We start from the raw sequence: 23,859 nt of genomic DNA on the forward strand, positions 1-23,859 counted from the left end.
ATCACTCGGGCATGGGCTGGACTGCCGAGGCTCGGTAGATGATGCCGAAGCCGCGGATCTTGCGGTAGATCGTGGCTCGAGACATTCCCAAAGCCTGTGCGGCAGCTGTCTTGTCGCCGGAGTGGAGCGCAAGCGCGTCCACTATCGCATCACGTTCGAGGGACTGAAGCTGCGTCAGGTTCCGGCGGGTGGTCGCTCGACATTCCGAGGGTAAGGCGTCTGGCTCCACGACGCCGGAGCGGCGGCGGCGATGAATCTCGTAGAGGACGCTTCGCAGATGTGCGACGTTGCCACGCCAGGCGAGCCGGCTGAGTTGGTTCAACGACGCGGCGGAGAGTGTGAGGTCCGGGGCGCCGAGCGTCCGCAGTAGCGCCGGTACCAGTTCTGGGATGTCTTCGAGGTGGTAGCGCAGGGGCGGCACACTGATCGACTTCGGAAAGAGCCGCAGCAGTGCGGATGTGGCGCTGGGCTCTTGCGGATACGTCGTCAGCGCAACCCAGGGCTCGCGGGGGAGTGAGCCCTGTTCGACTTCTTGCAGTAGTTGGCTCAGTTCGTCGAGATCGTTGTCGCTCAACGTGTGTGCGTGGAGAACCGCCAAGTCCGATCCGCCGGCCAGTTCGGTTGCGGCATGCGTGAGCAGGTCTTCCCCGCCGAGTGTGGTCGCGTCGAGGACCGCGAGATGGTGTGTGCCCGAAACGTGTTCGTGTGCTGCCTGAATCAGCGTCGTCTTGCCGACGCCGGGTTCGCCCTCGAGCACAAGCCATTCTCGCCGGCGGCAACTCTCGACCACACCGTGAACCGTGCGTCGCCACACGGCACTGCTGCCGGTTACGGTGCGCAGGATCGGAGTGGTCACAACCTGCGCGGTGCGGGTCGCAAGTTGTTCCGTGATCCGCACGATGCCGCCCGCCAACTTGTCGCCCACGAATGTCGGCTGGTACGACAACCGGGCGGTGGCTCCGCTCGGCAGGTCGGTGAGCGTCGTGAAGGACTTGGCCTGCCCGCGAGCGTCTCGGATACGGTCGATGATCGCTGCCTGATCGTGTGAGTCGAACTGTTGTTGTGTCAGCGCGTTGATCATCAGGACTTCGTCACCGAGTGCGATCACCGGTTGCCCGGTATGACTGACTGCGTGGTAGTCGCTCAACACGGCTCGGTCGTGCTCGTTGGCGTCGTCGAGAATGCGTTCCTTGATGCGCGCGGCCGCGAGTTTGGCAAACGAGAGCAGCAGTGCGTTCATGTGTTCCGACTTGGTGGTCAGGTCGACGACGCCCAGGACTGCCCCGGTGAGGGGGTGGGTCACAAGCGCGCCGGCGCAGGAGAACGAGCGGAGAAGGCCACTGAAATGTTCGCTTCCGTCGATGACGACGGGAGCGCCGACTTCGAGAGCGGTGCCGATTCCGTTGGTTCCGACTTGTGATTCCGCGTACCGAAACCCGGGTGCGAGGTCGACGCGGTCGAGAGCGGCGAGCAAACCGCGGTCACCGCCGTGGCGGCTGAGCACGGTGCCCGAGGCGTCGGTGAGAATCAGGGACACCGGTTCGTTGTCGATCTCGGCCGACAGAGCAGATAGAACGGGATAGGCGGCGCGGGTGAGAACGGTGTCGACCGGAACCTGCTCGACATACGCCGCCGTCGGCTCGTTCGTCTCACCGAGCGCGTCTCGCGAACGCGACCATGAAACGCGAAGCCAGTGGCGCAGTTCGAGCTCGGCAGGGTCAGCGGAATCGATCGAAGGAAAGTGCGGGGGCACAGCTACTTTCGAGGTCCCGAGATTGTGGGCCATCGTCGATCTCCTGGGGTTGGCTTTGCCTGCGTTATGCGTGCTGTTTCTTGGCTGGGTCAGCGTAAAAAGCGATATGTGTGACATCAATCTCAAACTGAGACGATTGAGATGTGTACCACAGGGTTGAGTGAATTACACAACGTCCCCCCAAGTCGGCACAAGGCCGGCACTCGATCTAGGAGGCGCACATTGAGTAAGCAGAGCCTGACAAAGGCCCACGCGAAGATCAGCGAGTTGACCTGGGATCCGACTTTCGCCACCCCGGCTACCCGATTCGGCACCGACTACACGTTCGAGAAGGCTCCGAAGAAGGACCCTCTCAAGCAGATCATGCGGTCCTACTTCCCGATGGAGGAAGAGAAGGACAACAGGGTCTACGGCGCCATGGACGGCGCGATCCGCGGCAACATGTTCCGCCAGGTCCAACAGCGTTGGATGGAGTGGCAGAAGCTGTTTCTGTCGATCATTCCGTTCCCGGAGATCTCTGCAGCCAGAGCGATGCCGATGGCCATCGACGCCGTCCCGAACCCGGAAATTCACAACGGCCTGGCAGTACAGATGATCGACGAGGTCCGACACTCGACGATTCAGATGAATCTCAAGAAGCTCTACATGAACAACTACATCGACCCCGCCGGGTTCGATATGACGGAGAAGGCGTTCGCGAACAACTACGCGGGCACCATCGGCCGACAGTTCGGTGAAGGTTTCATCACCGGCGACGCGATCACGGCGGCCAATATCTACCTGACGGTTGTTGCAGAGACGGCGTTTACGAACACCCTGTTCGTGGCCATGCCGGACGAAGCAGCGGCAAACGGTGATTACCTGCTGCCCACTGTGTTTCACTCGGTGCAGTCCGACGAGTCGCGGCACATCTCCAACGGCTATTCAATTCTGTTGATGGCGTTGGCCGACGAGCGCAACCGTCCGCTGCTCGAGCGGGATCTGCGCTACGCGTGGTGGAACAACCACTGTGTGGTGGATGCTGCGATCGGTACGTTCATCGAATACGGCACCAAGGACCGCCGCAAGGACCGTGAGAGTTACGCCGAAATGTGGCGTCGGTGGATCTACGACGACTACTACCGCAGCTACCTGATTCCGCTGGAGAAGTACGGCCTGACCATTCCGCACGATCTGGTCGAGGAAGCCTGGAATCGCATCACCAACAAGGGATATGTTCACGAGGTTGCGCGTTTCTTCGCAACAGGATGGCCGGTCAATTACTGGCGGATCGACACGATGACCGACAAGGACTTCGAGTGGTTCGAGCACAAGTATCCCGGTTGGTACTCGAAGTACGGCAAGTGGTGGGAGGAGTACAACCGCCTGGCCTACCCGGGCCGGAACAAGCCGATTGCCTTCGAGGAAGTGGGATACCAGTATCCGCACCGGTGCTGGACCTGCATGGTGCCTGCGCTCATTCGTGAAGACATGGTCGTGGAGAAGGTCGACAACCAGTGGCGGACCTACTGCTCGGAAACATGCTACTGGACCGATGCGGTGGCCTTCCGCGAGGAATATCAGGGCAGGCCGACGCCGAACATGGGCCGGCTCACGGGATTTCGTGAGTGGGAAACCTTGCACCACGACAAGGATCTCGCAGATATCGTCAAGGATCTCGGCTACGTCCGAGACGACGGGAAGACTCTGGTCGGCCAGCCGCACCTGCACTTGGACGACCCGAAGAAGCTGTGGACTCTCGACGACGTTCGTGGCAACACGTTCATGAGCCCGAATGTGCTCTTGAACCAGATGTCCGACGCCGAACGCATCGCCCATATCGCGGAATACCGCGCCGGGGCGACTCCGGCCTGAGCGCCGTATCCAGTTTCGTCAGGTGGCGCGTGGCACCATTGCGCGCCACCTGACGCAACCATCACTCGATCAGCCCAGGAGACACCCGTGGCCGACATTCACCGGATCAACTTCGAGCCCGTAGATATCGAGATGGAAGTAGGCGAGGACGAGAACATCCTCGACGCAGCCTTCCGGCAGGGCATTCATCTGATGCACGGCTGCCGCGAAGGTCGATGCTCGGCGTGCAAGTCCTACCTTCTCGACGGCGAGATTCAGATGGAGAACTACTCGACCTTCGCCTGCAACGACGCAGAGGAAGAGGAGGGGTACGTATTGCTTTGCCGGTCGTATGCATACAGCGATTGCACGATCGAGTTGCTCAACTTCGACGAAGACGAACTCCTCGGAGGTATACCCATCCAGACGGTGCGCACCGAAGTGATTGCACTGGAGCCGATGACACCGGACATCGTGTCGCTGCGCCTGCGGGCCGTCGAACCCGAGATTTTCGAATTCAAACCGGGGCAGTATGCCGACCTGCATCTCCCGGATGGCGACGAACACCGCTCGTTCTCCATGGCGACAACACAATCGACGCCAGGTCAGGTGGAGTTTCTCATCAAGAAGTACCCCGGGGGAAAGTTCGCCGGCTTGTTGGACAACACGATGAAGGTCGGCGACGCACTGTCCTTGACCGGACCGTACGGGTCCTTCACGATCAAGGACGGACACGTGCTTCCGATCGTGTGCATCGGTGGTGGGGCCGGGATGGCGCCCATTCTCTCGCTGCTGCGCCACCTGAGTGAGAGTGCCAACACCCGGCCGGTGCACTTCTACTACGGGGCTCGAACGGCTCGAGACCTGTTCTACCTGAACGAGATTCTCGAACTCGGAACACATTTGAAGGACTTCAGGTTTGTGGCGTGCCTTTCGGAAGTCGTGGACCAGTCCTTGCCCGGTACGGAGTTGCCGGATTCCGTGACCGTTGAAGAGGGCAACGTCACCGACGTCGTCGATCGTAGTGAAAGCGAGTTGGGCAAGTCCGAGGTCTATCTGTGCGGGCCGCCGCCCATGGTTGACGCCGCCCTTGCCCTACTCGACGCCAATGGGGTTCCGAAAGACCAAGTCTTCTACGACAAGTTCACCAGCCCGGCTTTCGATTGACCACAGCCACCGAAAGGAACTGAAACGACATGACCGTCACCAGCGGGACCAGGCAACGGAGCTTTCCCTCGATCGAGTTCACGGATTCCGAGGCAGGTGCGCTCGAATTCCCGAGTTCGAAGAGCAGAACGTACAACTACTACACACCGGCAAAACGACGGGCGACGATGTACGAGGACGTCACCGTCGACGTGCAACCAGACCCCGAGCGGCATTTGTCGCAGGGCTGGATTTACGGCTTCGGTGACGGTCCGGGCGGATACCCGAAGGAATGGACGGCCGCGACGTCGTCGAACTGGCACGCATTTCTGGACCCGAACGAGGAATGGGATCAGACGATCTTCCGGAACAACTCCAAGGTTGTGCATCAGGTGGAGCTGTGTCTGTCCAACGCCAAGCGGGCCAGGGTGTACGAGAGCTGGAATGCGCCGTGGCTCAAGTTCATCGAGCGCAATCTGGGTGCATGGATGCACGCGGAGAACGGTTTGGCGTTGCATGTGTTCACGGCAGTTCAGCGGTCCGGACCGACAAACATGATCAACACGGCCGTCGCGGTCAATGCGGTCCACAAGATGCGATTCGCGCAGGACCTTGCGCTGTTCAACCTCGACCTGTCCGAAGCCGTCGACACGTTCGACGGGGGAGCGCACAAAGACGTGTGGCAGTCAGCACCGGAATGGCAGCCCACCCGTGAGGTCGTGGAGCGGTTGACCGCGGTGCCGGACTGGTGCGAGCTACTGTTCGCGACCAACATCGTGTTCGAGCAATTGGTGGGATCGCTGTTCCGCAGCGAACTTGTCATGCAGATCGCCGCTCGGAACGGCGATTACATCACTCCGACGATCGTCGGTACCGGTGAACACGACTACGACCGCGACCTTGCCTACACACGCAACCTCTTCCAGTTGCTGACACGGGACCCCGAGACCGGCGAGTCCAACAAGGAGCTCTTCGGCACGTGGCTCGCTACGTGGGTTCCGCGGTGCCTCGACGCCGCGCGTGCTCTGCAACCGATCTGGTCGCAGCCGGCCGACAAGGCGGTCACGTTTGCCGACAGTCTCGACGCCGCAACGGCGAAGTTCAGTTCCCTGCTCGAGGATCTCGGGCTCGATATCCCCAAGGAGTTGGCAAAATGAGCATGCACTTCGGATCCGACACTGAGTTCTCGAACATGTGTGGTGTCACCCTGATGAATACTCCGACCGGCCGCGTCGTCGCGGAGGTGATGGGAGCCAAGGACGGTGTCGAACTCACCGAGTACCCCTCCATGATTCGTGTGGACGGTAAGCGCCTTCTCAACTTCGACTACGAGGAACTCACCGACGCACTGGGTTCGGAATTCGACGGCTCCATTTTCGAGGAGATCAGCTCCACCCACTACGGACGCATGGTCCACCTCGACGACAAGACGATGTTGTTCGCCAGCCCCGAGGACGCTGCCGAGTACATCGGTTTCGATCTCACGGCGAGCTGACCGTTACCCACCCAGTACGAACTGAAAAGCGAAGCGAGGGAAGCGATGTATCAGAAGGACGGCCACAAGTATTTCATCGTCGACGGGCACGTGCATCTCTGGGACGGGCGCGAGTCGAACCACAAGAACGTACACGGCAAGCAGTTCATCGACTGTTTCTACGATTACCACAAGAACCTGAGCCCCGAGGACGAGGTGTGGGACTACGACACCTACACCTACTACGGTTCGGATCGGCTGATGAAGGATCTTTTCGTGGATGGTTACGTCGATCACGCGATCTTCCAGGCCACGCTGCTCAGTGACTTCTACGTCAACGGATTCGGGCAGACCGAGGAGGCTTTTGCGCTCACGCAGAAGCACCCGGACAAGCTCACGTACAACCATGCCTACGATCCTCGCTACGAGGAGGCCGGCCTGGAACAACTGCGCCGGGACGCCGAGCGGATGAACCTGCAGGGCGTCAAGCTCTACACGGCCGAGTGGCATGGCGACTCTCGCGGATACAAACTCGACGACCCGTGGTCGCGGCGGTACCTCGAAGAGTGCATCACGCTGGGTATCAAGAATGTTCACGTGCACAAAGGTCCGACGATTCGCCCGCTCGACCGTGACGCGTTCGACGTGGCGGACGTCGACAAGGTTGCGACCGACTACCTCGATCTACGATTTGTCGTCGAGCACGTGGGCTTGCCTCGGTTGGAGGACTTCTGCTGGATCGCGACCCAGGAGTCCAACGTGTACGGCGGGTTGGCGGTTGCATTGCCGTTCATCCACACTCGCCCAAGGTATTTCGCACAGATCATCGGGGAGCTCCTGTACTGGATCGGCGAAGACAAGATCCTCTTCAGTAGCGACTACGGAATTTGGACGCCGAAGTGGCTGATCGAGAAGTTCGTCGATTTCCAGATTCCGGAAGACATGCAGTCCGAATACGCTCCGATCACCGTGGAACAGAAAAAGAAGATCCTCGGGCTCAATGCTGCGGCCCTCTACGACATCGACGTTCCCGCTGAACTGCGGCCGGCCGAGCCGGCAGGGCAGGAGGGTGTTGAGGTCGCAGCTGGAGCGCGAGAGGTTGTGTCGTCATGACCACACTTGCGGTCTCGGTGGAACAGGACATCCTCGAGGCCCTCGCGACTGTCACAGATCCGGAACTCGACGAGCCGATCACCGAATTGGGATTCGTGCGCTCGGTGGCGATCGACGACGACGGAGTCACCGTGCATCTGCGGCTGCCCACCGCATTCTGTTCGCCGAACTTCGCTTACCTCATGGCATCCGACGCTCAGGACGCTCTGCGGTTGGTCGATGATGTCGGAGAGGTGCGGATCATGCTCGACGATCACCACGACAGCAGCAAGATCAACAACGGATTGGCTGCGGACGCCGGCTATGTCGGCACCTTCGGTGTCGAGGCGGAGGAAAGTCTGAGTGAGCTTCGCAGAATTTTCCTCCGCAAGGCGCATACGGCGGCGATGGAACGATGCGTCGAATCTCTTCTGAAGAGGACCTCTTTGGCGGTGGACCAGATCAGTGCATTGACGTTGCGTGACCTCCCGGCCGGAAAAGACAAGGCGGCGTTGATGCGTCGCCGTGTTGCCATCGGTCTGAGCACGTGCCCCAACAGTCGAGTCGTCGTCGACGAGGATGGGCATGTCATTGCCCGTGATGACGTGCCCATGCGTCTGCGATTCGCCAAGTCGGTCAGAATTTCGATGGAAGGCAACGCACATTTCTGTCGTGGCCTGCTCGCCACCCGCTACGCCGACGAAGAACCCGCCGGCGCTCTACCCTCGATAACCAACCTCAGGAGCTCACAATGAAGGCCGTACAAGTTGTGGGGTATCACACCAAGTTGCAGCTCACCGATATTCCGGAGCCGAAGATCGAGAGCCCGCTCGACGTCATAGTGCGGATCGGGGGAGCGGGCGTGTGCCGTACCGACATTCACGTTCTCGAAGGTCAGTGGAAGGAAAAGAGCGGGGTCGAGTTGCCGTACACGATCGGTCACGAGAACGCCGGCTGGGTTCATGCCGTGGGCGATGCCGTGACCAATGTTTCGGTGGGTGACACGGTGATTCTGCATCCTCTGATCACGTGCGGGTTGTGTCGTGCGTGCAGGTTCGGCGACGACGTGCACTGTGAGAACAGTCAATTCCCGGGAATCGACACCAACGGCGGCTACGCGGAATACCTTCGCACGACGGCTCGCAGCGTCGTGCGGATCGACGACTCGCTCAATCCCGCTGATGTCGCCGCCCTCGCGGACGCCGGACTGACGGCGTACCACGCCGTCGCGAAGGTCGCTGGCGCGACCAGGCCGGGTGACGTGTGTGTGGTGATCGGTGCCGGCGGGCTCGGTCACATCGGAATCCAAGTGCTCAAAGCGATCTCGGGAGTGACGGTAGTGGTACTCGACCGAAATCCCGAGGCAGTCGAACTGGCTCTCGACATCGGCGCCGACCACGGGATAGTCGCTGACGGCACCCATGTGCAGCAAGTCCTGGACTTGACGAGAGGTCACGGTGCGGAAGCCGTCGTCGACTTTGTCGGTGAGGGCGGCGCCACCGCGGAGGGGATTGCCATGCTTCGCCGTGCGGGCAACTACTACGTCATCGGATACGGCGAGAACATCGATGTTCCCACAATCGACGTGATTTCCACCGAGATCAACTTCATCGGCAATCTGGTCGGTTCCTATAACGACTTGCAGGAGCTCATGATCCTTGCAGCGCAAGGCAAAGTGACTCTGCATACAACCAAATATCCGCTCGAGGAGTTCCAGAACGCACTCGACGATCTGGATTCTGGGCGTGTGCGTGGGCGGGCGATCCTCGTTCCGTAGTCGGCGCCAGCCGCCTCTGTCAGTTAGTCACTTCTGTCAGCTAGTTCTTCCGTCAGATCGAAAAGGACACAGACATGGCCAAGGAACTGCGGTACAACAAGGAAGCCCGCCTTCTGCTCGAACACGGTGTCAATGCTCTGGCCGACGCGGTCAAGGTGACGCTCGGCCCGAAGGGACGGAACGCGGTGCTCGAAAAGCTCACGGGGCCACCGACCATCACCAACGACGGGGTTACCATCGCCCGGGAAATTCAATTGCGTGACCCATTTGCCAACATGGGCGCGCAGTTGGTCAAGGAAGTTGCCATGAAGACCAACGGCGCCGTGGGGGACGGCACCACCACGGCGACGGTGCTGGCTCAGGCGATGGTTCGCGAGGGAATGCGCGCGGTCGAGGCCGGCGCCAATCCGATGCGGGTGCGACGCGGTATCGAACGAACCATCCCCGTCGTCGTGGATTCGCTTCGCGCACAGTCTGTTCAGGTAGCCGGTCCGGGCGATCTCCAGAGAGTTGCGAGTCTGGCGGCCAGTGATGACGAGGTCATCGGGCAGGCCATCGCTCAGGCCGTCGACTACGTCGGGAAATCCGGCGTCGTGACCACCGAGGAAAGTGACACGCTTGGCATGTCGGTCGACATCGTCGACGGGATCGAATTCGACCACGGCTACATTTCGGGCTACATGGTCACCGACCCCGAACGAATGGAAGCGGTGCACGAGCGTCCACTGATTCTGTTGACCAACAAGAAGATCGACAAGGTGCAGGACATCATGCCCAGCATCGAGGTGGCCAAACGAGCCGATCGACCCCTTGTCGTCCTGGCGGAGGACGTCGACGGGCCAGCCCTACAGTTGCTGGTCGGGGGGAACATGCACCGGACCATGGCGTCGGTGGTTGTCCGAGCACCGGGCTTCGGCCACCGCCGGGTCGCGGAACTGCAGGATCTTGCCGTGGCACTCGGTGGACACGTCATCGCCAAGGACACGGGAATCGAACTGTCCGAGATCACTCTCGAACACCTCGGCTCGTGTGACCGCATCACTGTTACCGAGAACGAGACGACGATCGTCGGCGGGCACGGCGATCCGAATCTGGTTGATGCGAGGGTCGCGCAAATTGCCGCTCAACTCGAGCGGGCGAAGATCGACGCCGATCGAGACAGTCTCGAGTTGCGGGTTGCCAGGCTCACCGGTCGGGTCGCCGTGATTCGGGTCGGCGGCGCGACAAGTGTCGAACTCAAGGAGCGGATGTTGCGTGTCGAAGACGCCTTGGCAGCTACCCGGGCTGCGCTGGAAGAGGGTCTCGTATCCGGCGGTGGCACCGCACTGACGCAGGCTCATCGCGCATTGGCAGGACTCGATCTTCCCGGCGACGAGGGGATCGGATGTGAGATCGTTCGCCGGGCGTTGGCCGAGCCGTTGCGATGGATAGCGATCAACGCCGGATTCGACGGCGACGAGGTAGTCGACACCGTTGCGGGGTTGCCGCAAGGTCACGGGTTCAACGCGCTCACCGGGGAGTACGGGGATCTGTTCGAAGACGGCGTCATCGATCCGTTCAAGGTCACCCGCGCGGCGCTCGAGAGCGCGGCGTCAATTGCGGCGCTGCTCATCACGACGGAGACTGCCGTGGTCGAGGAGGTGTTCGGTAACCCCGGCGCCATTGTGGCGCCTGGTTTCGGAGACTTGGCCGAGGGCATGATTCGTCCCTCGAATATCTACTGAATATCTACTGAACGACATCAGACAAGGCGCGTGGTCTGCCACGCTTGAATGGGAAGTGGCAGACCGCGCGCATGAAGCGAATGCACAGATTGGGGTAGCAATGATCTTCATTGTGGTGAAGTTCGATGTGCTCGACGAACATCGCGACACCTGGCTGGAACGGACCAAGGAATTCACCGACGCGACGAGATCGGAACCTGGCAACCTCTGGTTCGACTGGTTCCACAGCGCGGAGAATCCCGGAGAGTACCTCCTGGTGGAGGCATTCCGGGATCCTGCGGCAGGGTCCGATCACGTCAACAGTGATCACTTTCGTCGTGGGCTCGAATCCATGCGCCCGGCGTTGAGCGAAACACCGCGAATCATCAACGCCGATATTCCCGGCGTCGACTGGTCACGGATGGGGGAGCTCGAGATCAGTTGATCAAGCTGTGGCAGATCGCTTTGCCAACAGGTTGGTGATGCCCAACTGTGCCGCGACGATCACGGCGCCGACCACCAGGCCGAGAGCTGCGGACGCAAGAGTGTTGACGATCCACGCCAGGACACCACCGACGCCGGCAATATCCTTGACGGCTTCTTCGCCGTGATGAACGGCGTCGTACAACGGATGGAAGCCCAGTTCGTCGATGCCGACCAGAAGTATGTGGCCACCCACCCACAGCATCGCGGCGGTGCCGACGACGGAGAGCACAGACATCACGTGCGGCATGCCGCGAACGAGTCCGCGGCCGACCTTGTGAGTGAAACCGGACGACGACTCGGCGATCCGCAGACCGATGTCGTCCATCTTCACGATCAATCCGACAACGCCGTAGACGACAACGGTGATCACCACAGCGACGACGGCAAGAATCACCAGTCGGCTCCAGAAACCTTCGCTCGCGATGGTGTTGAGTGCGATCACCATGATCTCGGCCGACAGAATCAGATCGGTACGCACGGCGCCGGAGACAACAGCCGCTTCGTCACGAGGATGCTCGTCGGCGCTCTCGTGATGGTCACCGTGGCCGAAAATCGCTCCCCAGATTTTGTGGACTGCTTCGTAGCTGAGGTAACAGCCACCCACCATGAGCAGGGGGGTCAGCAGGCCGGGGAGAAACTGGCTGAGCAGCAGAGCGATCGGCAGAATGATCAACAGTTTGTTACGCAGCGAGCCGATCGCGATGCGTTTGATGATCGGCAGTTCGCGTTCGGCCGCCAAACCGCGCACGTACTGCGGAGTGACTGCCGCGTCGTCGATCACAACGCCGGCCGCCTTGGCGGTTGCCTTACCTGTCGCGGCCGCAACGTCGTCGATCGACGCTGCTGCCATGCGAGCCAGCGCGGCGACGTCGTCGAGCAGGGCAAAGAGTCCACCGGCCATCACAGACCTCCAGTTGAATCAGTGGAGAATGGTGGCCGGACGGATCCGGTAACGCTGGTGGTTGATCGCACGAGGTCTCTATCCCATGAACGTCGGAGGCGGCGGCAGGTCACCTCGAACGATACCGGCGAGTTCACAGCGTTAGTAGCGGAGACCCGCTCCCAAACTCTGCAGACGTCGTTGCGTTAAGGGCTTCCGGGCTTGTTGTTCGCGTGCGAGACTGCACAGAGGATCGAGCGAATGGGGCATCATGCGCGAACCGGACACAGCACAGGTCGCCAAGAGTTTCGACGCGATGGCGACTCACTACGACCGACAGATCGGACGCTTCGAACGCTTTGCGCTCGGTGACGCACGCAGATGGGCCGTCGACAAAGCTCGTGGCCGCGTCGTCGAGATTGCCGTGGGCACGGGGCTGAACCTGCCGCACTACGGGAAGGACGTCGACTACGTCATCGGTGTGGACATCTCGAAAGCGATGCTCGATCAGGCTAGAGCCAAGGTCTTCGAGGGAGTGAGCACCAGCGTCGATCTTCGGTACGGCGACGTGCAGGAACTTGATATTCCCGACGAGTGCGTCGACACGCTGCTGTCCACCTACGCGTTCTGCACGATTCCGGATCCGGGCCGAGCCGCAGTCGAAGCCTTCCGGGTTCTGGTGCCCGGTGGCCGATTTGTACTGGCAGAACATGGGCCGAGTACCAATGTTGTTGTGCGTGCCGTGATGAAGGTGGTTGAACCGCTCTTCGTGCGTTTCGGTTCCGACCACCTCACTCGTGATCCCATCGGATATCTCGAGGACGCGGGTTTCCTGATCGACGAAGTGCAGCGCAGCGGACGGGGCGGGGTCGTGTTCCGGATAGTGGCAAGCAAGCCGGATCCCGAATGGACGGCGCTGGGGCACTGACCATTTACTGTGCGCCTTTGTTAACCGCCCGCGGTTAACAAAGGCGCACAGTGCTTTTAAGGGCAGGGTTTGCCGCGGTCCTGAATGCGCCGACGCCTGTGTGTCGGAGGACACGATCGCGCCCTTTCGCGTTGACGGCGACAGGTCATCTGTATAGTGTAACGTCCCGATTGGACACCATCAGTAGACAGGTTGCGCACATGGACGCTCTACCCCAGCCTCGCCTCAGTCGCCGAGATCTTCTGCGAGGCATTGCGATCGCCTCGGGCGTGATCGCGGTTCCGGGCTTGCTTGCAGCCTGTTCCACTGATGAGAAATCGGGCAGCGGGGTGACGGTCACGCAAAGTGATGGTCCGATCGATCTGCTCACTGTCGCGTTGCCTGCTTCCATCAGCACGCTCGACGTCAGCAAGTCTGCCGGTATCGCGAATCTCACGGTGGCGCTGCTCGTCCAGGAAGCGCTGGTCACGGTGGCTGCCGACGGCACCCTCGCGCCCGGCCTGGCCGAATCCTGGACCAGGCCCGACGCCACAACCTACGTCTACAAGATCCGGCCGGACGTGCGCTTTTCGGATGGGACCTTGCTGACGGTCGACGACGTGATCGCGTCGATCGAGCAGCACTCGGTCAAGGGATCGACGTCGGCTTTCGCTTACGCGTACACCAATGTCGTGTCGGTTACCCAGACCGGTGATCGAGAACTGACGATTACTCTCAGTGCCCCTGATTCGTTGTTCTCGTGGGCGCTGAGCCCGGGCACACTACAGGTCACCAGTCGGGCGTTTCTCGAGCAGAATGCCGGTAGCATCGGCACCCCCGCAACGAAGATCCTCGGTACGGGGCCGTATGCGATTGCCGAGTTCGTGCCGGACTCCCATGTGACCTTGCAGCGCAACGACGGTTGGTGGAGTGAGGCTCCGAAGGCCGCACAGGTGCGGATCGAATTTGTAAGTGATGAAACGACGCGCTTGATCGCCATGCGCCAGAATTCCTTCGACCTGGCCACGAGCGTTCCCTTCGATCAGCTCGAGCAGTGGAGCGGTCTCGAGGGCGTCGACGTACAAACTGCGTCCGACAACTCGGTGGTAGCGCTTGCGTTCAACACCGCCAAGGCGCCCTGGAACGACAAGCATGTTCGTGCTGCTGTTGCGCACTCGATCGATCGCGCCGCAATCGTCAAGAGTGTGCTGCGTACCCACGGAGAGGTGGCAGCCACGTTGCCCACCCGGCAGCAATGGGGTGGCGTGCTCGATCCCGGCGCAGTCGACGAGCTTTACCAGCGCATTCCGCAATTCGACTTCGACCTCGACGCGGCCGGCAACGAATTGGCGCAGTCTTCGGTGCCGAACGGCTTCTCCGATACCGTCACCTATCCCAACAGCGGCCCGCAGATCGGCAAGGCACTTCTGAGCCTCGCCGAGAACGTCAAGAAGATCGGGATCACGCTCGAGGTCGAAGAGGTGAGCTTGGAGCAGTGGATCGCAGACCTCGGCAAACACGAGGCCGGTATCAGTTTGGGCTGGTACTTCGCGACCACCGGTGACCCGGCCGAGTACACGCAGCAGTTGCTCAACGCTGACAACGCAGGCGTCAACGGCACCAACATCGCCGACTACCGAAACGATGCCGTCACGGATCTCCTTCGCCGCGAGCGTCTCGAAACCGACCCGGCTGCCCGTGGTCAATTGCTGTCCGAGGCACTGGTTCTCGCCGCCGCGGACGTGCCGTACCAGCCGTTGTGGTGGGGCGAAGGCGCAACTGCTTTCGGTCCTGTCGTCGGCACATCGACGTACAGCCCCTATTTCTACATCGGCCCATGGGCGACTCAGGTTTTCGCCCGGGCATGATGACTGCACTGGATATTCACGCCCAGATCGAGCTTCTTCGTACGCCCTTCGAATTGGTGGCCCACCGGGCACTGCCGATTGCCGCCTGTCTGCTTGCCACTGGTCCCGATGGTGAGTTGCGGGTTCACCTTGTCTCGTCGGCGCCTGGATTCGGAACGCCGATCGAACTCGATCTCGACGAAGGTATCGATTGTGGGCTGCTGCGCTGGTCGGGTCCCGCCGATCTGATCTGTGCGACCCGCGGCTCCGACGGTGAATGCTCCACACTGACAGCCCTTTCCGTCCCGTCACTCGGTTTCTCGGCAACCGCGACAGTGGCATGGACGATGTCGATGCCGGGTGCCATCGAGGACATCCGTCCCGGCGCCGACGGAATGCTCGTCCTGGTCGCGGCATACGGAACCGAGCGCGACGGCAGTCATCTGGGTACCCGAGTCGGACCGGCCGGTGACCCGATGATCGACCGTACCGATCGGGCTCGTCGGAGCCTGTATGTGGTTGCAGCGGACGGCAGTCGGTGCACCGAAGTGCCCACAGACGGCTTCAATGTCTGGGCCGCGGACCGGGACGACGACGGTAACGTCGTGGCTGTCGTGTCGAGCGACCCACGCCAGGCCGGATTCTATGCGTCGCAACTGATTCGGATCGACGGCGTCACCGGTGCGATAACCCCTCTCTATCAGTCTCAATGGCAACTTGCCCAGCCTCGGCTGTCGGCTGACGGACGGACTGCTCTGGTCGTCGAGGGTCTGTCGATCGTGTCCGGTCCGGTGCTGTCCATCGACGTCGGTACCGGAGAAACGTGCCGGTGGCCGGATATCGACGACGTCACCGATCTCGGCTGGATCGACACCGAGCGGATGTGGTTCGCCGGCTGGCATCGCACCGGAGTACAGGTCGGCACCGCCGACCGAGACGGGAACAAGATCGAGCGGTGGACGTCGCCGGGAAGCGTGCACGGACCGGACGGCCAACCCACCTTGACTCTGACGGCCGACGGCGACGCGCTGGCTGTGGCCGAAATGCACGGCAGCCCAGCAGAAGTGGTGCGTCTGCAATTCGGTGAACCCGGCTGGACGGCAGTGACGGAGCTCAACGCGGCTACCGAGCATCTGGTGAGCGGGGTGATCTCCGAGACGGTGAGTTGGGTGTCCACCGACGGTCTGGAGATCGACGGCATCGTCATTCGCCGCGCCCACGCGATCGGTCCGCAGCCGTTGGTGGTCATCGCCCATGGTGGTCCGACCTGGTTGTGGTCGGAGGCGTTTGCGCCGGCCGAGTCGAACAACTTGGCGCTACCACTGGTGCACGCCGGGGCCGTCGTTCTGTTGCCCAATCCGCGGGGCAGCAGTGGCCGCGGGCAGGAATTTGCCCGCGGGGTGATCGGTGAGGTCGGCGGTCTCGACCTCGAGGACGTCATCGCCGGGGTGGATGTTCTGGTGCACCAGGGACTCGTCGATCCTGCGCGAACCTCGATCATCGGCTCGAGCTACGGCGGCTATCTGGCAGCGTTGGCGGCGACGGACATCCGGCAGTTCCGCGCTGCCGTGGTCATGTCCGGGGTCTCGGATTGGCTGAGTTTTCGCACCACGAGCAATCTCGGCGGCGGCTACGACCACGTGTACCACCAGGGAATCGGCCCCGGAACCGCGGACGGTCGCGAAAAGCTTGTCAGTGTCTCGCCGGTGTACCGCGTCGGCAGGGAATCGACTCCCACCCTGATCCTGCACGGCCAACTGGACCGCACCACTCCGTTGGTGCAAGCCGAGATGCTGCACCGGGCATTCCGGTTTGCCGAGGTGCCAACCGAATTGGTGGTGTATCCGGGCGAGGGGCACGAGTTCGTCGACGCCGCCCACCGTGCCGATGCGGCCCATCGGGTGCTGAACTGGCTCGAAGAGCACGGAGTTCTGGGGTGAGAAAACACGGCTGGTCTCGGTTTCTCGCTACCCGAGTAGCCGGCACCCTGGTCGTGTTGTTGGTGTTGTCGATCGGGGTATTCGGATTGCTTTACCTCGCACCGGGTTCGGTCGAACGCACGTTGCTGGGTACCAAGCCGGTGACCGCGGAGTCGTTGGCCGCAGTTCGTGCGCAGTACCATCTCGACGATTCGCTTGTGTCCCAATACCTGAGGTGGTTGGGCGGCGCTCTGCGCGGGGACTTCGGTATCTCCATCCGAACCGGTGAATCGACCAGCGACATGATCGGATCACGGTTGGGCCGGACCGGCGTGCTGGTGGTGATGTCCGTTGTTCTCGCCGTTCTGATCGGAGTGCCGTCCGGAGTCGCGGCCGCGCTCGAGAAGGGCCGTGCGCTTGACAGTTCGATCGCCGTCGTCGCGGTGGCCGGGATCAGTGCTCCACCGTTTGCGCTCGGCCTCGTGTTGCTGTTGCTGTTCTCGGTACAGCTGCCGTGGTTCCCGTCCTACGGAATCGGATCCGGCTGGGCCGACGGTCTGTGGCACCTGGTGCTCCCCGCGATCACGTTGGCTATCGGGGGCGCCGGACTGATTGCCCGCTTCACCCGCACTGCACTCATTGCTCAGCTCGACCAGGATTACGTGACCTTCGCCAGGGCCAGAGGTTTGTCGACGCAGGCCACTCGCCGTTACGCGATGCGTAATTCCCTGATGCCCGTACTCACTGCGTTGGGGCTCGTCGTCACCTCGACGATCGTAGGAACAGTGTTGGTGGAGGTCACCTTTGCGGTGCCCGGTCTCGGGACGCTTCTCGTCGACTCGGTGAGTTTCAAGGACATTCCGGTTGTCCAGGCGATTGTCATACTCATGGCGGTGCTCATTGCGATCACCAATACCGCCGTGGACATCGCATACGCCTTTGCCGACCCTCGCGTGAAATTGGGGACCGCCTCGTGAACCGCATCGTTGGCACGACTGCTCCGGCGCGGCGAGGGTGGCGGACGCTGGCGAGGGCGCCGTGGGTTCGCATCGGTGCACTTGTTGTTGTCGCCGTTGTGCTTGTTGTTGCCTGCCTGGCTCCGATCTTCTTGAAAGACGCGACGCAGCAGGACGTTCTACTCGGTGTCACGCCGCCCGGCGACGGTCACCCGTTGGGTACCGACGAACTCGGCCGCGATGTTTTCTCGCTGTTGCTGGCCGGCGCGACCACGTCGGTTCTCGGAGCCTTGGCCATTGCAGTCGGGTCGATGCTGATCGGCGTACTCATCGGAACACCGGCCGGTTATTTCGGTGGGCGTTTCGACTCGGTGGCGATGCGCTGGACCGACCTGATGTTCTCGATTCCGGCGTTGCTCGTCGCCATCGTGGTGTCCGGCGTCATGGGTGGTGGCTACATCTTGGCGATCGGAGTTCTCATCATCCTCTTCTCACCGGGTGACACACGGGTGGCGAGGAGCGGGGCACTCGAGCAGACCCACAAACCGTACGTCGAAGCTGCTCGGGTGCTTGGCTTGTCCTCGACCAGGATTCTGGGCCGGCACGTGTGGCCCAATGTTGCCCCACTGTCCTTGGCCAATGCTTTCCTCAACTTCGCCTTTGCGCTCGTGGCCTTGGCGTCGTTGTCTTTCCTCGGACTCGGCGTCGGGCCGGGGTCACCGGACTGGGGGCGCACCCTCGCGGAAAGCCGCACGTTGCTTTTCGACAACCCGTGGGCCGCAATCGCGCCCGGACTCGCGATCATCATCACCGCAGCGTCGGTGAACATCCTCGGCGACTGGCTTGCCGCTCGATCCAGCGTAGGGAGCAAGCGATGACCGAGGTGACAGCGCTGGTGGAAACCGCTGCCAGGTTCGGCGGTGAACCAGCGCTCGTGGTGGACAATCTGTGCGTCACGACGGCCACCGGGACGCCGTTGCTGTCCGAGGTTTCTTTCGAGGTGCCGCGTGGGCGCTCACTGGCGATCGTGGGGGAGTCCGGCTCGGGAAAATCCTTGACGGTTCGGGCGGTACTCGGGCTACTTCCGGCGGGGTTGAGTGCAACTGGAGGCATTCGGATTGCCGGACGAACAATGGAGGGGCCCAGCGACTTTGCGGATGTGCGTGGTCAGACGGTGTCGCTCATCATGCAGGACCCGTTTACTCTGCTGAATCCCACGAGGCGCGTCGGGCGACAGATCTCGGACGGATTTCCCCGAAGCCGGGGACGGCAGGCCGACAGGGAGGAAGTCGTTCGCCGCCTGGCCGAGGTCGGGCTCACTCCCGAGATCGCTGATCGTTACCCGCACGAACTTTCCGGCGGGATGCGTCAGCGAGTCGGCATCGCCGCTGCGCTGGCCGCCGATCCGGAGATACTGGTGGCCGACGAACCCACCACCGCCCTCGACGTCACGACTCAACGCGAAGTACTCACTCTCGTCAAAACGATTCAGGCGCAGCGCGGCATGAGCTTCGTCCTGATCACACACGACCTCCGCGTCGGATTCAGCATGAGTGACGAGGTGCTCGTGCTCTATGCCGGTCAGATGCTCGAACGCGGTGCCTCGAGTACCGTTCTCGATCGCCAACGCCATCCGTATACCCGTGCGTTGCTGCTCGCGGAACCACCGGTGGAACACCGAGTCGCCACTCTCCCCTCGGTTCCGGGGCGGGTGCCGGCACACGTCGATGTTTTGGGCCGCTGTGCGTTTGCGGAACGTTGTCGCTGGGCGCAGCCGAACTGCGTCGCCGACCGACCTACCTTGAAACCAGAAGCCGGCCAGCACAGTTCATCGTGCATTCGTATCGACGAGATCGTCGACGACATCGCAGCGGTCAATGCGCCCGTGGCGGGATTCGACGTGACCACACGTACCGATGCCGCCGCGCTGGTTTCGGTTGTCGGCCTGTCGAAGCGGTTCTCCTCGACGGCGCAGCTCGCGTTGAAATCAATGGACCTCGAGATCCGGGCCGGCGAGGCGGTGGGTGTCGTCGGAGAGTCCGGATCGGGTAAGACGACCTTGGCCAGATGCCTGGTCGGGCTCGAAACCGCCGACACCGGCAGTATCGTCGTCGAGGGCATCGATTGCTCGAGTTACCGCGGACTTTCCCGCCGTGATCTGGCGACCGTGCGATCCGGTATCCAGATGGTATTCCAGGATCCATTCAGCACCCTCAATCCCGCCAGGACGGTCAAGGCGACGCTTGCCGAAGCCCTGCAGGCTGCCGGACGTTCGAGTTCGTCGGGCGACGTCCGTGAGCTGCTCGATCTTGTGGGACTACCGGACTCGGTGAGCACCAAGCGTCCGTCTGCGTTGTCCGGGGGACAATTGCAGCGGGTGGCATTTGCCCGCGCGGTCTCGCGCCGCCCTTCGATCCTGGTGTGCGACGAATCCGTATCGGCGCTCGACGTGTCGGTGCAGGCTCAGATCATCGACCTACTCGCCGAACTACGACGCGAGATGTCAATGGCTCTGCTGTTCATCACTCACGATCTCGCGGTGGTCCGGCAGGTCACCGATCACGTCTACGTCCTCCGCAACGGAGAATGCGTGGAAGACGGTCCGACGGGGCGCGTGCTGGATCAACCGCAACACACCTACACCCGGGCACTGATAGCGAGCGTTCCGCGCAGCAATGCGAACTGGTTGAAGGAGAACTGACGGGTCAGTCGTCGCTGAACGAGATGAGCGTGAGGATGCGGGCACTGCGATGATCGGTGCTGTACGAATGCTCGTGTTCGCAGGAGAATCTGACTGAGTCTCCTGGTCCGAGTTCGTACGACCAATCCTGCGATGCAACGCGCAAGTGTCCCGAAACCACATACGTGTACTCGATCGATCCCAGCCCGTGCGACGACTTGGAGCTCGAAGTGTGCTCGGGCACAATACCTTCGGACATCTCGAAGCGGCGTCGATCCGAGGTGCCGAACAACGTCCTGATGGTGACGTCACCGGACACCATCGAAGGACCGTCCTGCGCTCGGATGACTTCCGGTGCCAACAGCGCCGCTCGCGTCAGTTCGGCAAACGACAGGTCGACCGCAGCGCCGGCTCGTACGAGAATCTCGACAGTCGGGTTGGCAACTCGGCGTTCCATCTGTGACAACAGTGCCTTGCTGATGCCGGTCAGCTCCGCAAGATCACGCAGACTGTAGCCGCGCGCCATCCGGGCGCGTCTCAGGTTGGTGGCGACGGCATCCCGGACACTGGCACCTGCCGTCGAAGATTGCTCGGACGCGGATTCCGGCGATGAACTCACGGCTCCATTATGCCGTCCGGATGCCGTCCGATGTGACTGGGTCGACAAATTGCGGTGAGTATAAGGATTGCGCTCGGCGCCGTGACCGCTCCAGCCGGATCGCGGCGCTGCCAATCGGCGGCGGAGCAGGCTATGCCCCCGCCGCCTCGAGGGTTGCTCAGGCCAGTCGTTCCAGGATGGTCGCGTTGGCCAGTCCGCCCGCCTCACACATGGTCTGGAGCCCGAATCGGGCGCCGCGCTGCTCCATCGCGTTCACCAGAGTGGTCATGATTCGGGTACCACTGCCGCCCAGCGGGTGACCGAGTGCGATGGCCCCGCCGTGGACGTTTACCTTGGAGAGGTCGACGTCGGTGTCCGCAGCCCACGAGAGGACGACAGGGGCGAAGGCCTCGTTGACCTCGAACAGATCGATGTCGGTGATGCTCAAACCGGCTCGGGCCAAGACCTTCCGGGTGGCCGGGATGACGGCGGTGAGCATGTAGAGCGGATCGTCGCCGGCGACGGCAAAGCTGTGCAGCCTGGCCTTCGGGGTAAGGCCGAGTTTCGCGGCGATCTCGCTGGTCGTGATCATCACGGCTGAGCTACCGTCCGAGAGGGGGCTGCTGCTACCGGCGGTGACGGACCAGTTGATCTGTGGGAATCGCTCTGCGTAGTAGTCGGATTCGAATGCGGCCGGTAGCCCGGCAAGTGTCTCGACCGTCGTACCCGCGCGGATTGCCTCGTCGACCGACAGTTGGGGGAGAGTGGTGAGCTCCTTGGTGAAATAGCCACTTTCGGTCGCCAATGCGGCCTTCCGATGACTCGACGCCGAGAACTCGTCGAGTTGTGTGCGACCGAGTCCCCATTTGGCGGCGATCAATTCGGCGCTGATGCCCTGCGGTACCAGACCGTCCGGATAGCGGTCTTCGAAACCCACACCTAGTGATTCTCGGCCGATGCGACTCGAACCCATCGGAATTCGGCTCATCGACTCGACACCCGCGGCGACGACGATATCGTAAGCTCCGGCGATCACGCCTTGAGCGGCAAAGTGGACCGCTTGCTGGCTGCTGCCGCATTGCCGGTCGACGGTCGTCCCGGGAACGGACTCGGGGTAGCCTGCGGCGAGTAGCGCTGTGCGGGTCACATTCTGGCTCTGTTCGCCGACTTGACTGACAGCCCCGCCGATGACGTCGTCGATCAGCGCGGGGTCGATTCCACTGCGTTCGACGACAGCTTTGAGGCTGTGGGCGAGGAGGTCGACGGCATTGATACCGTGCAGTGCGCCGTTCGCCTTTCCCTTGCCGATCGGAGTGCGAACGGCTTCGACGATAACTGCGTCTCTCATGACAGATTCCTTTCAGAGATAGCGGATTCAGCGGGAACAACCGGGGTGGGTGAAGTTGCTGGGGTCATTCCCAGCGATGCCAGAGCGGAGGCGAGTGCGACAGCGAAGATCACCCACCAGGCCTGACGGAAGGTGTCAGGGTCGACGGAGGAGCCCAGAACCGCGATCAGAACGCTTACGCCGAGAACGGTTCCGATCTGTCGGCTCATGCTGACGATTGCGCTTCCGGTGGCAGATCGGGCGGGTGCCAGATCAACAGTTGCCTGCGACAGGATTGTCGGCAAGGCAAGGCCGACACCGATTCCGGCGATGATCCAGCCGGGCAGGAGTTCAGTCGCGTAGTGGGGTGTCGTACCGACCGACACGAGCACCAGGACTGTTCCGGCGGCCCACAGAACGCTGCCGAGTGCGGCGACGCGTCCCGCCGAGTACTTGCGGGTCAATGATCCTCCGGCGATGGCGAACAACGGGACCATCAGCGGGCCAGGCGCGACGGCAAGACCTGTTCGCAGTGCCGAGTATCCCCAGACTTCCTGGAGCCACAAGATGTTCGAGAGTAGTCCGGCTGCGAATGTCGCGCTGAAGAGAATGGCCGTGACGTTGGACCAGGCAAACGAACGGATCTTCAGAAGGTCCGGAGCGATCAACGGCGTTCGATGGCGAGAGTTGCTCCACCAGAAGGTGAGAAGGGTTGCCGCGGCAACGGCGAACGAGATCAAGACGAGTGCGTCGGTCCAGCCCCAATCCGGACCCTGAACGAGAGCCAGTGCGAGCGCGCCGATTCCGACTGTCAGTAAAGCTGCACCGGCGATGTCGATCCCCGCTTCGGTATCCTTCTCGGCCTTGTCAGGGACCAGTCGAACAGCGAAGTACAGCAAGGCGATTCCAATGGGGATGTTGATCAGGAAAACCCATCGCCACGAGGCTTCGACGAGGACACCGCCGACAACGGGACCGAATGCCGCCGCCGCAGCGCCTGCCGCTGCCCAGATGCGAACGCCGGATTGACGTTTCGATGCGGGGAGTGCGTTGATCAGGAGTCCGAGACTCGCGGGAGTCAGCGCGGCGGCGCCGACGGCCTGCAGAATGCGGAAGGCCACCAGCATCCACAGTGACGGGCTGAACGCGCACGCTGCGCTCGCGAGTGTGAACAGTGCGAGACCGGCCAGGAAAGCGCGTTTGTGACCGATACGGTCCGCCCATCGACCGAGGGGAATCAGTAGTGCTGCATACACGATCGCGTACCCGTTGAGGATCCAACTGAACTCTCCGAGCGAGTGCCCCGGGTAGCTCTTCGCGATGTCGCCGAATGCCACATTGACCACGAACAGGTCCAAGCTGGCGACAAACGGCGCACCCGACAGTATCGCGAGCAGTGGACCTGTCCTCGTAGGCTGGCTATTGAGTTCCATAGTCAGGAACTTAAACCCTGGCTATGGCAATGGCAAGTCAGGGAGTAT

At 61.9% G+C, this 23,859-nt stretch carries 20 protein-coding genes; 15 read left to right on the top strand and 5 right to left on the bottom strand.

What is annotated here, in order from left to right:
• Position 1: 1 nt before the first annotated feature.
• A complete protein-coding gene (locus tag ACFRFQ_RS02235; RefSeq protein ID WP_378652562.1) occupies positions 2 to 1,786 on the bottom strand; it encodes a sigma-54-dependent Fis family transcriptional regulator in 1,785 nt (594 codons plus the stop codon).
• A gap of 189 nt (positions 1,787 to 1,975) precedes the next feature.
• Here ACFRFQ_RS02235 and ACFRFQ_RS02240 point away from each other — a divergent pair, with 189 nt between their 5' ends.
• From ACFRFQ_RS02240 to ACFRFQ_RS02280, 9 genes are all read left to right on the top strand, one after another.
• Positions 1,976 to 3,607 carry a methane monooxygenase gene (locus ACFRFQ_RS02240; RefSeq protein WP_138869958.1) on the top strand — a complete coding sequence of 544 codons (1,632 nt, stop codon included), beginning with the start codon at positions 1,976 to 1,978 and terminating at the stop codon, positions 3,605 to 3,607.
• Between the two features lie 87 nt (positions 3,608 to 3,694).
• A complete protein-coding gene (locus tag ACFRFQ_RS02245; protein ID WP_378652565.1) occupies positions 3,695 to 4,753 on the top strand; it encodes a 2Fe-2S iron-sulfur cluster-binding protein in 1,059 nt (352 codons plus the stop codon).
• 29 nt (positions 4,754 to 4,782) lie between these two features.
• Complete coding sequence (locus tag ACFRFQ_RS02250) at positions 4,783 to 5,889, top strand: aromatic/alkene monooxygenase hydroxylase subunit beta (RefSeq protein WP_378652568.1); 1,107 nt, start codon at positions 4,783 to 4,785, stop codon at positions 5,887 to 5,889.
• Positions 5,886 to 6,227: a propane 2-monooxygenase effector subunit MimD gene (mimD, locus tag ACFRFQ_RS02255; protein WP_138869955.1), complete on the top strand. Its 342-nt coding sequence runs from the start codon at positions 5,886 to 5,888 to the stop codon at positions 6,225 to 6,227. The genes ACFRFQ_RS02250 and mimD overlap by 4 nt, the downstream gene beginning before the upstream one ends.
• A 45-nt stretch (positions 6,228 to 6,272) precedes the next feature.
• Entirely contained in the window at positions 6,273 to 7,319 is a 1,047-nt protein-coding gene (locus ACFRFQ_RS02260) for an amidohydrolase family protein (protein WP_138869954.1), read from the top strand.
• A complete protein-coding gene (locus ACFRFQ_RS02265; protein WP_378652572.1) occupies positions 7,316 to 8,053 on the top strand; it encodes an iron-sulfur cluster assembly protein in 738 nt (245 codons plus the stop codon). Before ACFRFQ_RS02260 ends, ACFRFQ_RS02265 begins: the two co-directional genes overlap by 4 nt.
• Positions 8,050 to 9,075, top strand: a complete 1,026-nt coding sequence (locus ACFRFQ_RS02270) for an NAD(P)-dependent alcohol dehydrogenase (RefSeq protein WP_378652575.1) — start codon at positions 8,050 to 8,052, stop codon at positions 9,073 to 9,075. Before ACFRFQ_RS02265 ends, ACFRFQ_RS02270 begins: the two co-directional genes overlap by 4 nt.
• Before the next feature lie 74 nt (positions 9,076 to 9,149).
• Positions 9,150 to 10,799 (top strand): chaperonin GroEL, encoded by a 1,650-nt coding sequence (gene groL, locus ACFRFQ_RS02275; RefSeq protein ID WP_378652578.1) that lies wholly within the window; start codon positions 9,150 to 9,152, stop codon positions 10,797 to 10,799.
• Between the two features lie 100 nt (positions 10,800 to 10,899).
• On the top strand, positions 10,900 to 11,223 hold the full coding sequence (locus ACFRFQ_RS02280) for a putative quinol monooxygenase (protein WP_378652581.1): 324 nt from the start codon (positions 10,900 to 10,902) through the stop codon (positions 11,221 to 11,223).
• On the opposite strand, the gene ACFRFQ_RS02285 is transcribed toward ACFRFQ_RS02280, so the two are convergent.
• Positions 11,224 to 12,165, bottom strand: a complete 942-nt coding sequence (locus ACFRFQ_RS02285) for a DUF808 domain-containing protein (protein ID WP_378652583.1) — start codon at positions 12,163 to 12,165, stop codon at positions 11,224 to 11,226.
• Between the two features lie 250 nt (positions 12,166 to 12,415).
• Here ACFRFQ_RS02285 and ACFRFQ_RS02290 point away from each other — a divergent pair, with 250 nt between their 5' ends.
• The 6 genes from ACFRFQ_RS02290 to ACFRFQ_RS02315 all read left to right on the top strand — a co-directional run bounded on the left by ACFRFQ_RS02290 (position 12,416) and on the right by ACFRFQ_RS02315 (position 20,474).
• The gene (locus tag ACFRFQ_RS02290) at positions 12,416 to 13,072 is read left to right on the top strand and encodes a class I SAM-dependent methyltransferase (RefSeq protein ID WP_378652585.1); all 657 of its coding nucleotides are present in this window, start codon (positions 12,416 to 12,418) and stop codon (positions 13,070 to 13,072) included.
• A gap of 200 nt (positions 13,073 to 13,272) precedes the next feature.
• On the top strand, positions 13,273 to 14,919 hold the full coding sequence (locus tag ACFRFQ_RS02295; protein ID WP_378652588.1) for an ABC transporter substrate-binding protein: 1,647 nt from the start codon (positions 13,273 to 13,275) through the stop codon (positions 14,917 to 14,919).
• A complete protein-coding gene (locus tag ACFRFQ_RS02300; RefSeq protein ID WP_378652591.1) occupies positions 14,916 to 16,838 on the top strand; it encodes an alpha/beta hydrolase family protein in 1,923 nt (640 codons plus the stop codon). The genes ACFRFQ_RS02295 and ACFRFQ_RS02300 overlap by 4 nt, the downstream gene beginning before the upstream one ends.
• Positions 16,835 to 17,794 carry an ABC transporter permease gene (locus ACFRFQ_RS02305; RefSeq protein ID WP_378652594.1) on the top strand — a complete coding sequence of 320 codons (960 nt, stop codon included), beginning with the start codon at positions 16,835 to 16,837 and terminating at the stop codon, positions 17,792 to 17,794. Before ACFRFQ_RS02300 ends, ACFRFQ_RS02305 begins: the two co-directional genes overlap by 4 nt.
• Positions 17,791 to 18,651: an ABC transporter permease gene (locus ACFRFQ_RS02310; RefSeq protein WP_378652597.1), complete on the top strand. Its 861-nt coding sequence runs from the start codon at positions 17,791 to 17,793 to the stop codon at positions 18,649 to 18,651. Before ACFRFQ_RS02305 ends, ACFRFQ_RS02310 begins: the two co-directional genes overlap by 4 nt.
• The gene (locus ACFRFQ_RS02315) at positions 18,648 to 20,474 is read left to right on the top strand and encodes an ABC transporter ATP-binding protein (protein WP_378652599.1); all 1,827 of its coding nucleotides are present in this window, start codon (positions 18,648 to 18,650) and stop codon (positions 20,472 to 20,474) included. Before ACFRFQ_RS02310 ends, ACFRFQ_RS02315 begins: the two co-directional genes overlap by 4 nt.
• Positions 20,475 to 20,478: 4 nt before the next feature.
• On the opposite strand, the gene ACFRFQ_RS02320 is transcribed toward ACFRFQ_RS02315, so the two are convergent.
• The 3 genes from ACFRFQ_RS02320 to ACFRFQ_RS02330 all read right to left on the bottom strand — a co-directional run bounded on the left by ACFRFQ_RS02320 (position 20,479) and on the right by ACFRFQ_RS02330 (position 23,811).
• Entirely contained in the window at positions 20,479 to 21,072 is a 594-nt protein-coding gene (locus tag ACFRFQ_RS02320; RefSeq protein ID WP_138869944.1) for a helix-turn-helix domain-containing protein, read from the bottom strand.
• 157 nt (positions 21,073 to 21,229) lie between these two features.
• Positions 21,230 to 22,399, bottom strand: coding sequence for a thiolase family protein (locus ACFRFQ_RS02325; protein ID WP_378652602.1), 1,170 nt, complete (start codon positions 22,397 to 22,399; stop codon positions 21,230 to 21,232).
• Entirely contained in the window at positions 22,396 to 23,811 is a 1,416-nt protein-coding gene (locus ACFRFQ_RS02330) for an MFS transporter (protein ID WP_378652604.1), read from the bottom strand. The genes ACFRFQ_RS02325 and ACFRFQ_RS02330 overlap by 4 nt, the downstream gene beginning before the upstream one ends.
• Positions 23,812 to 23,859: the final 48 nt, after the last annotated feature.

It is taken from the genome of Rhodococcus sp. NPDC056743, assembly GCF_042790355.1.
In the GTDB taxonomy this organism is placed as follows: Bacteria; Actinomycetota; Actinomycetes; order Mycobacteriales; family Mycobacteriaceae; genus Rhodococcus_F.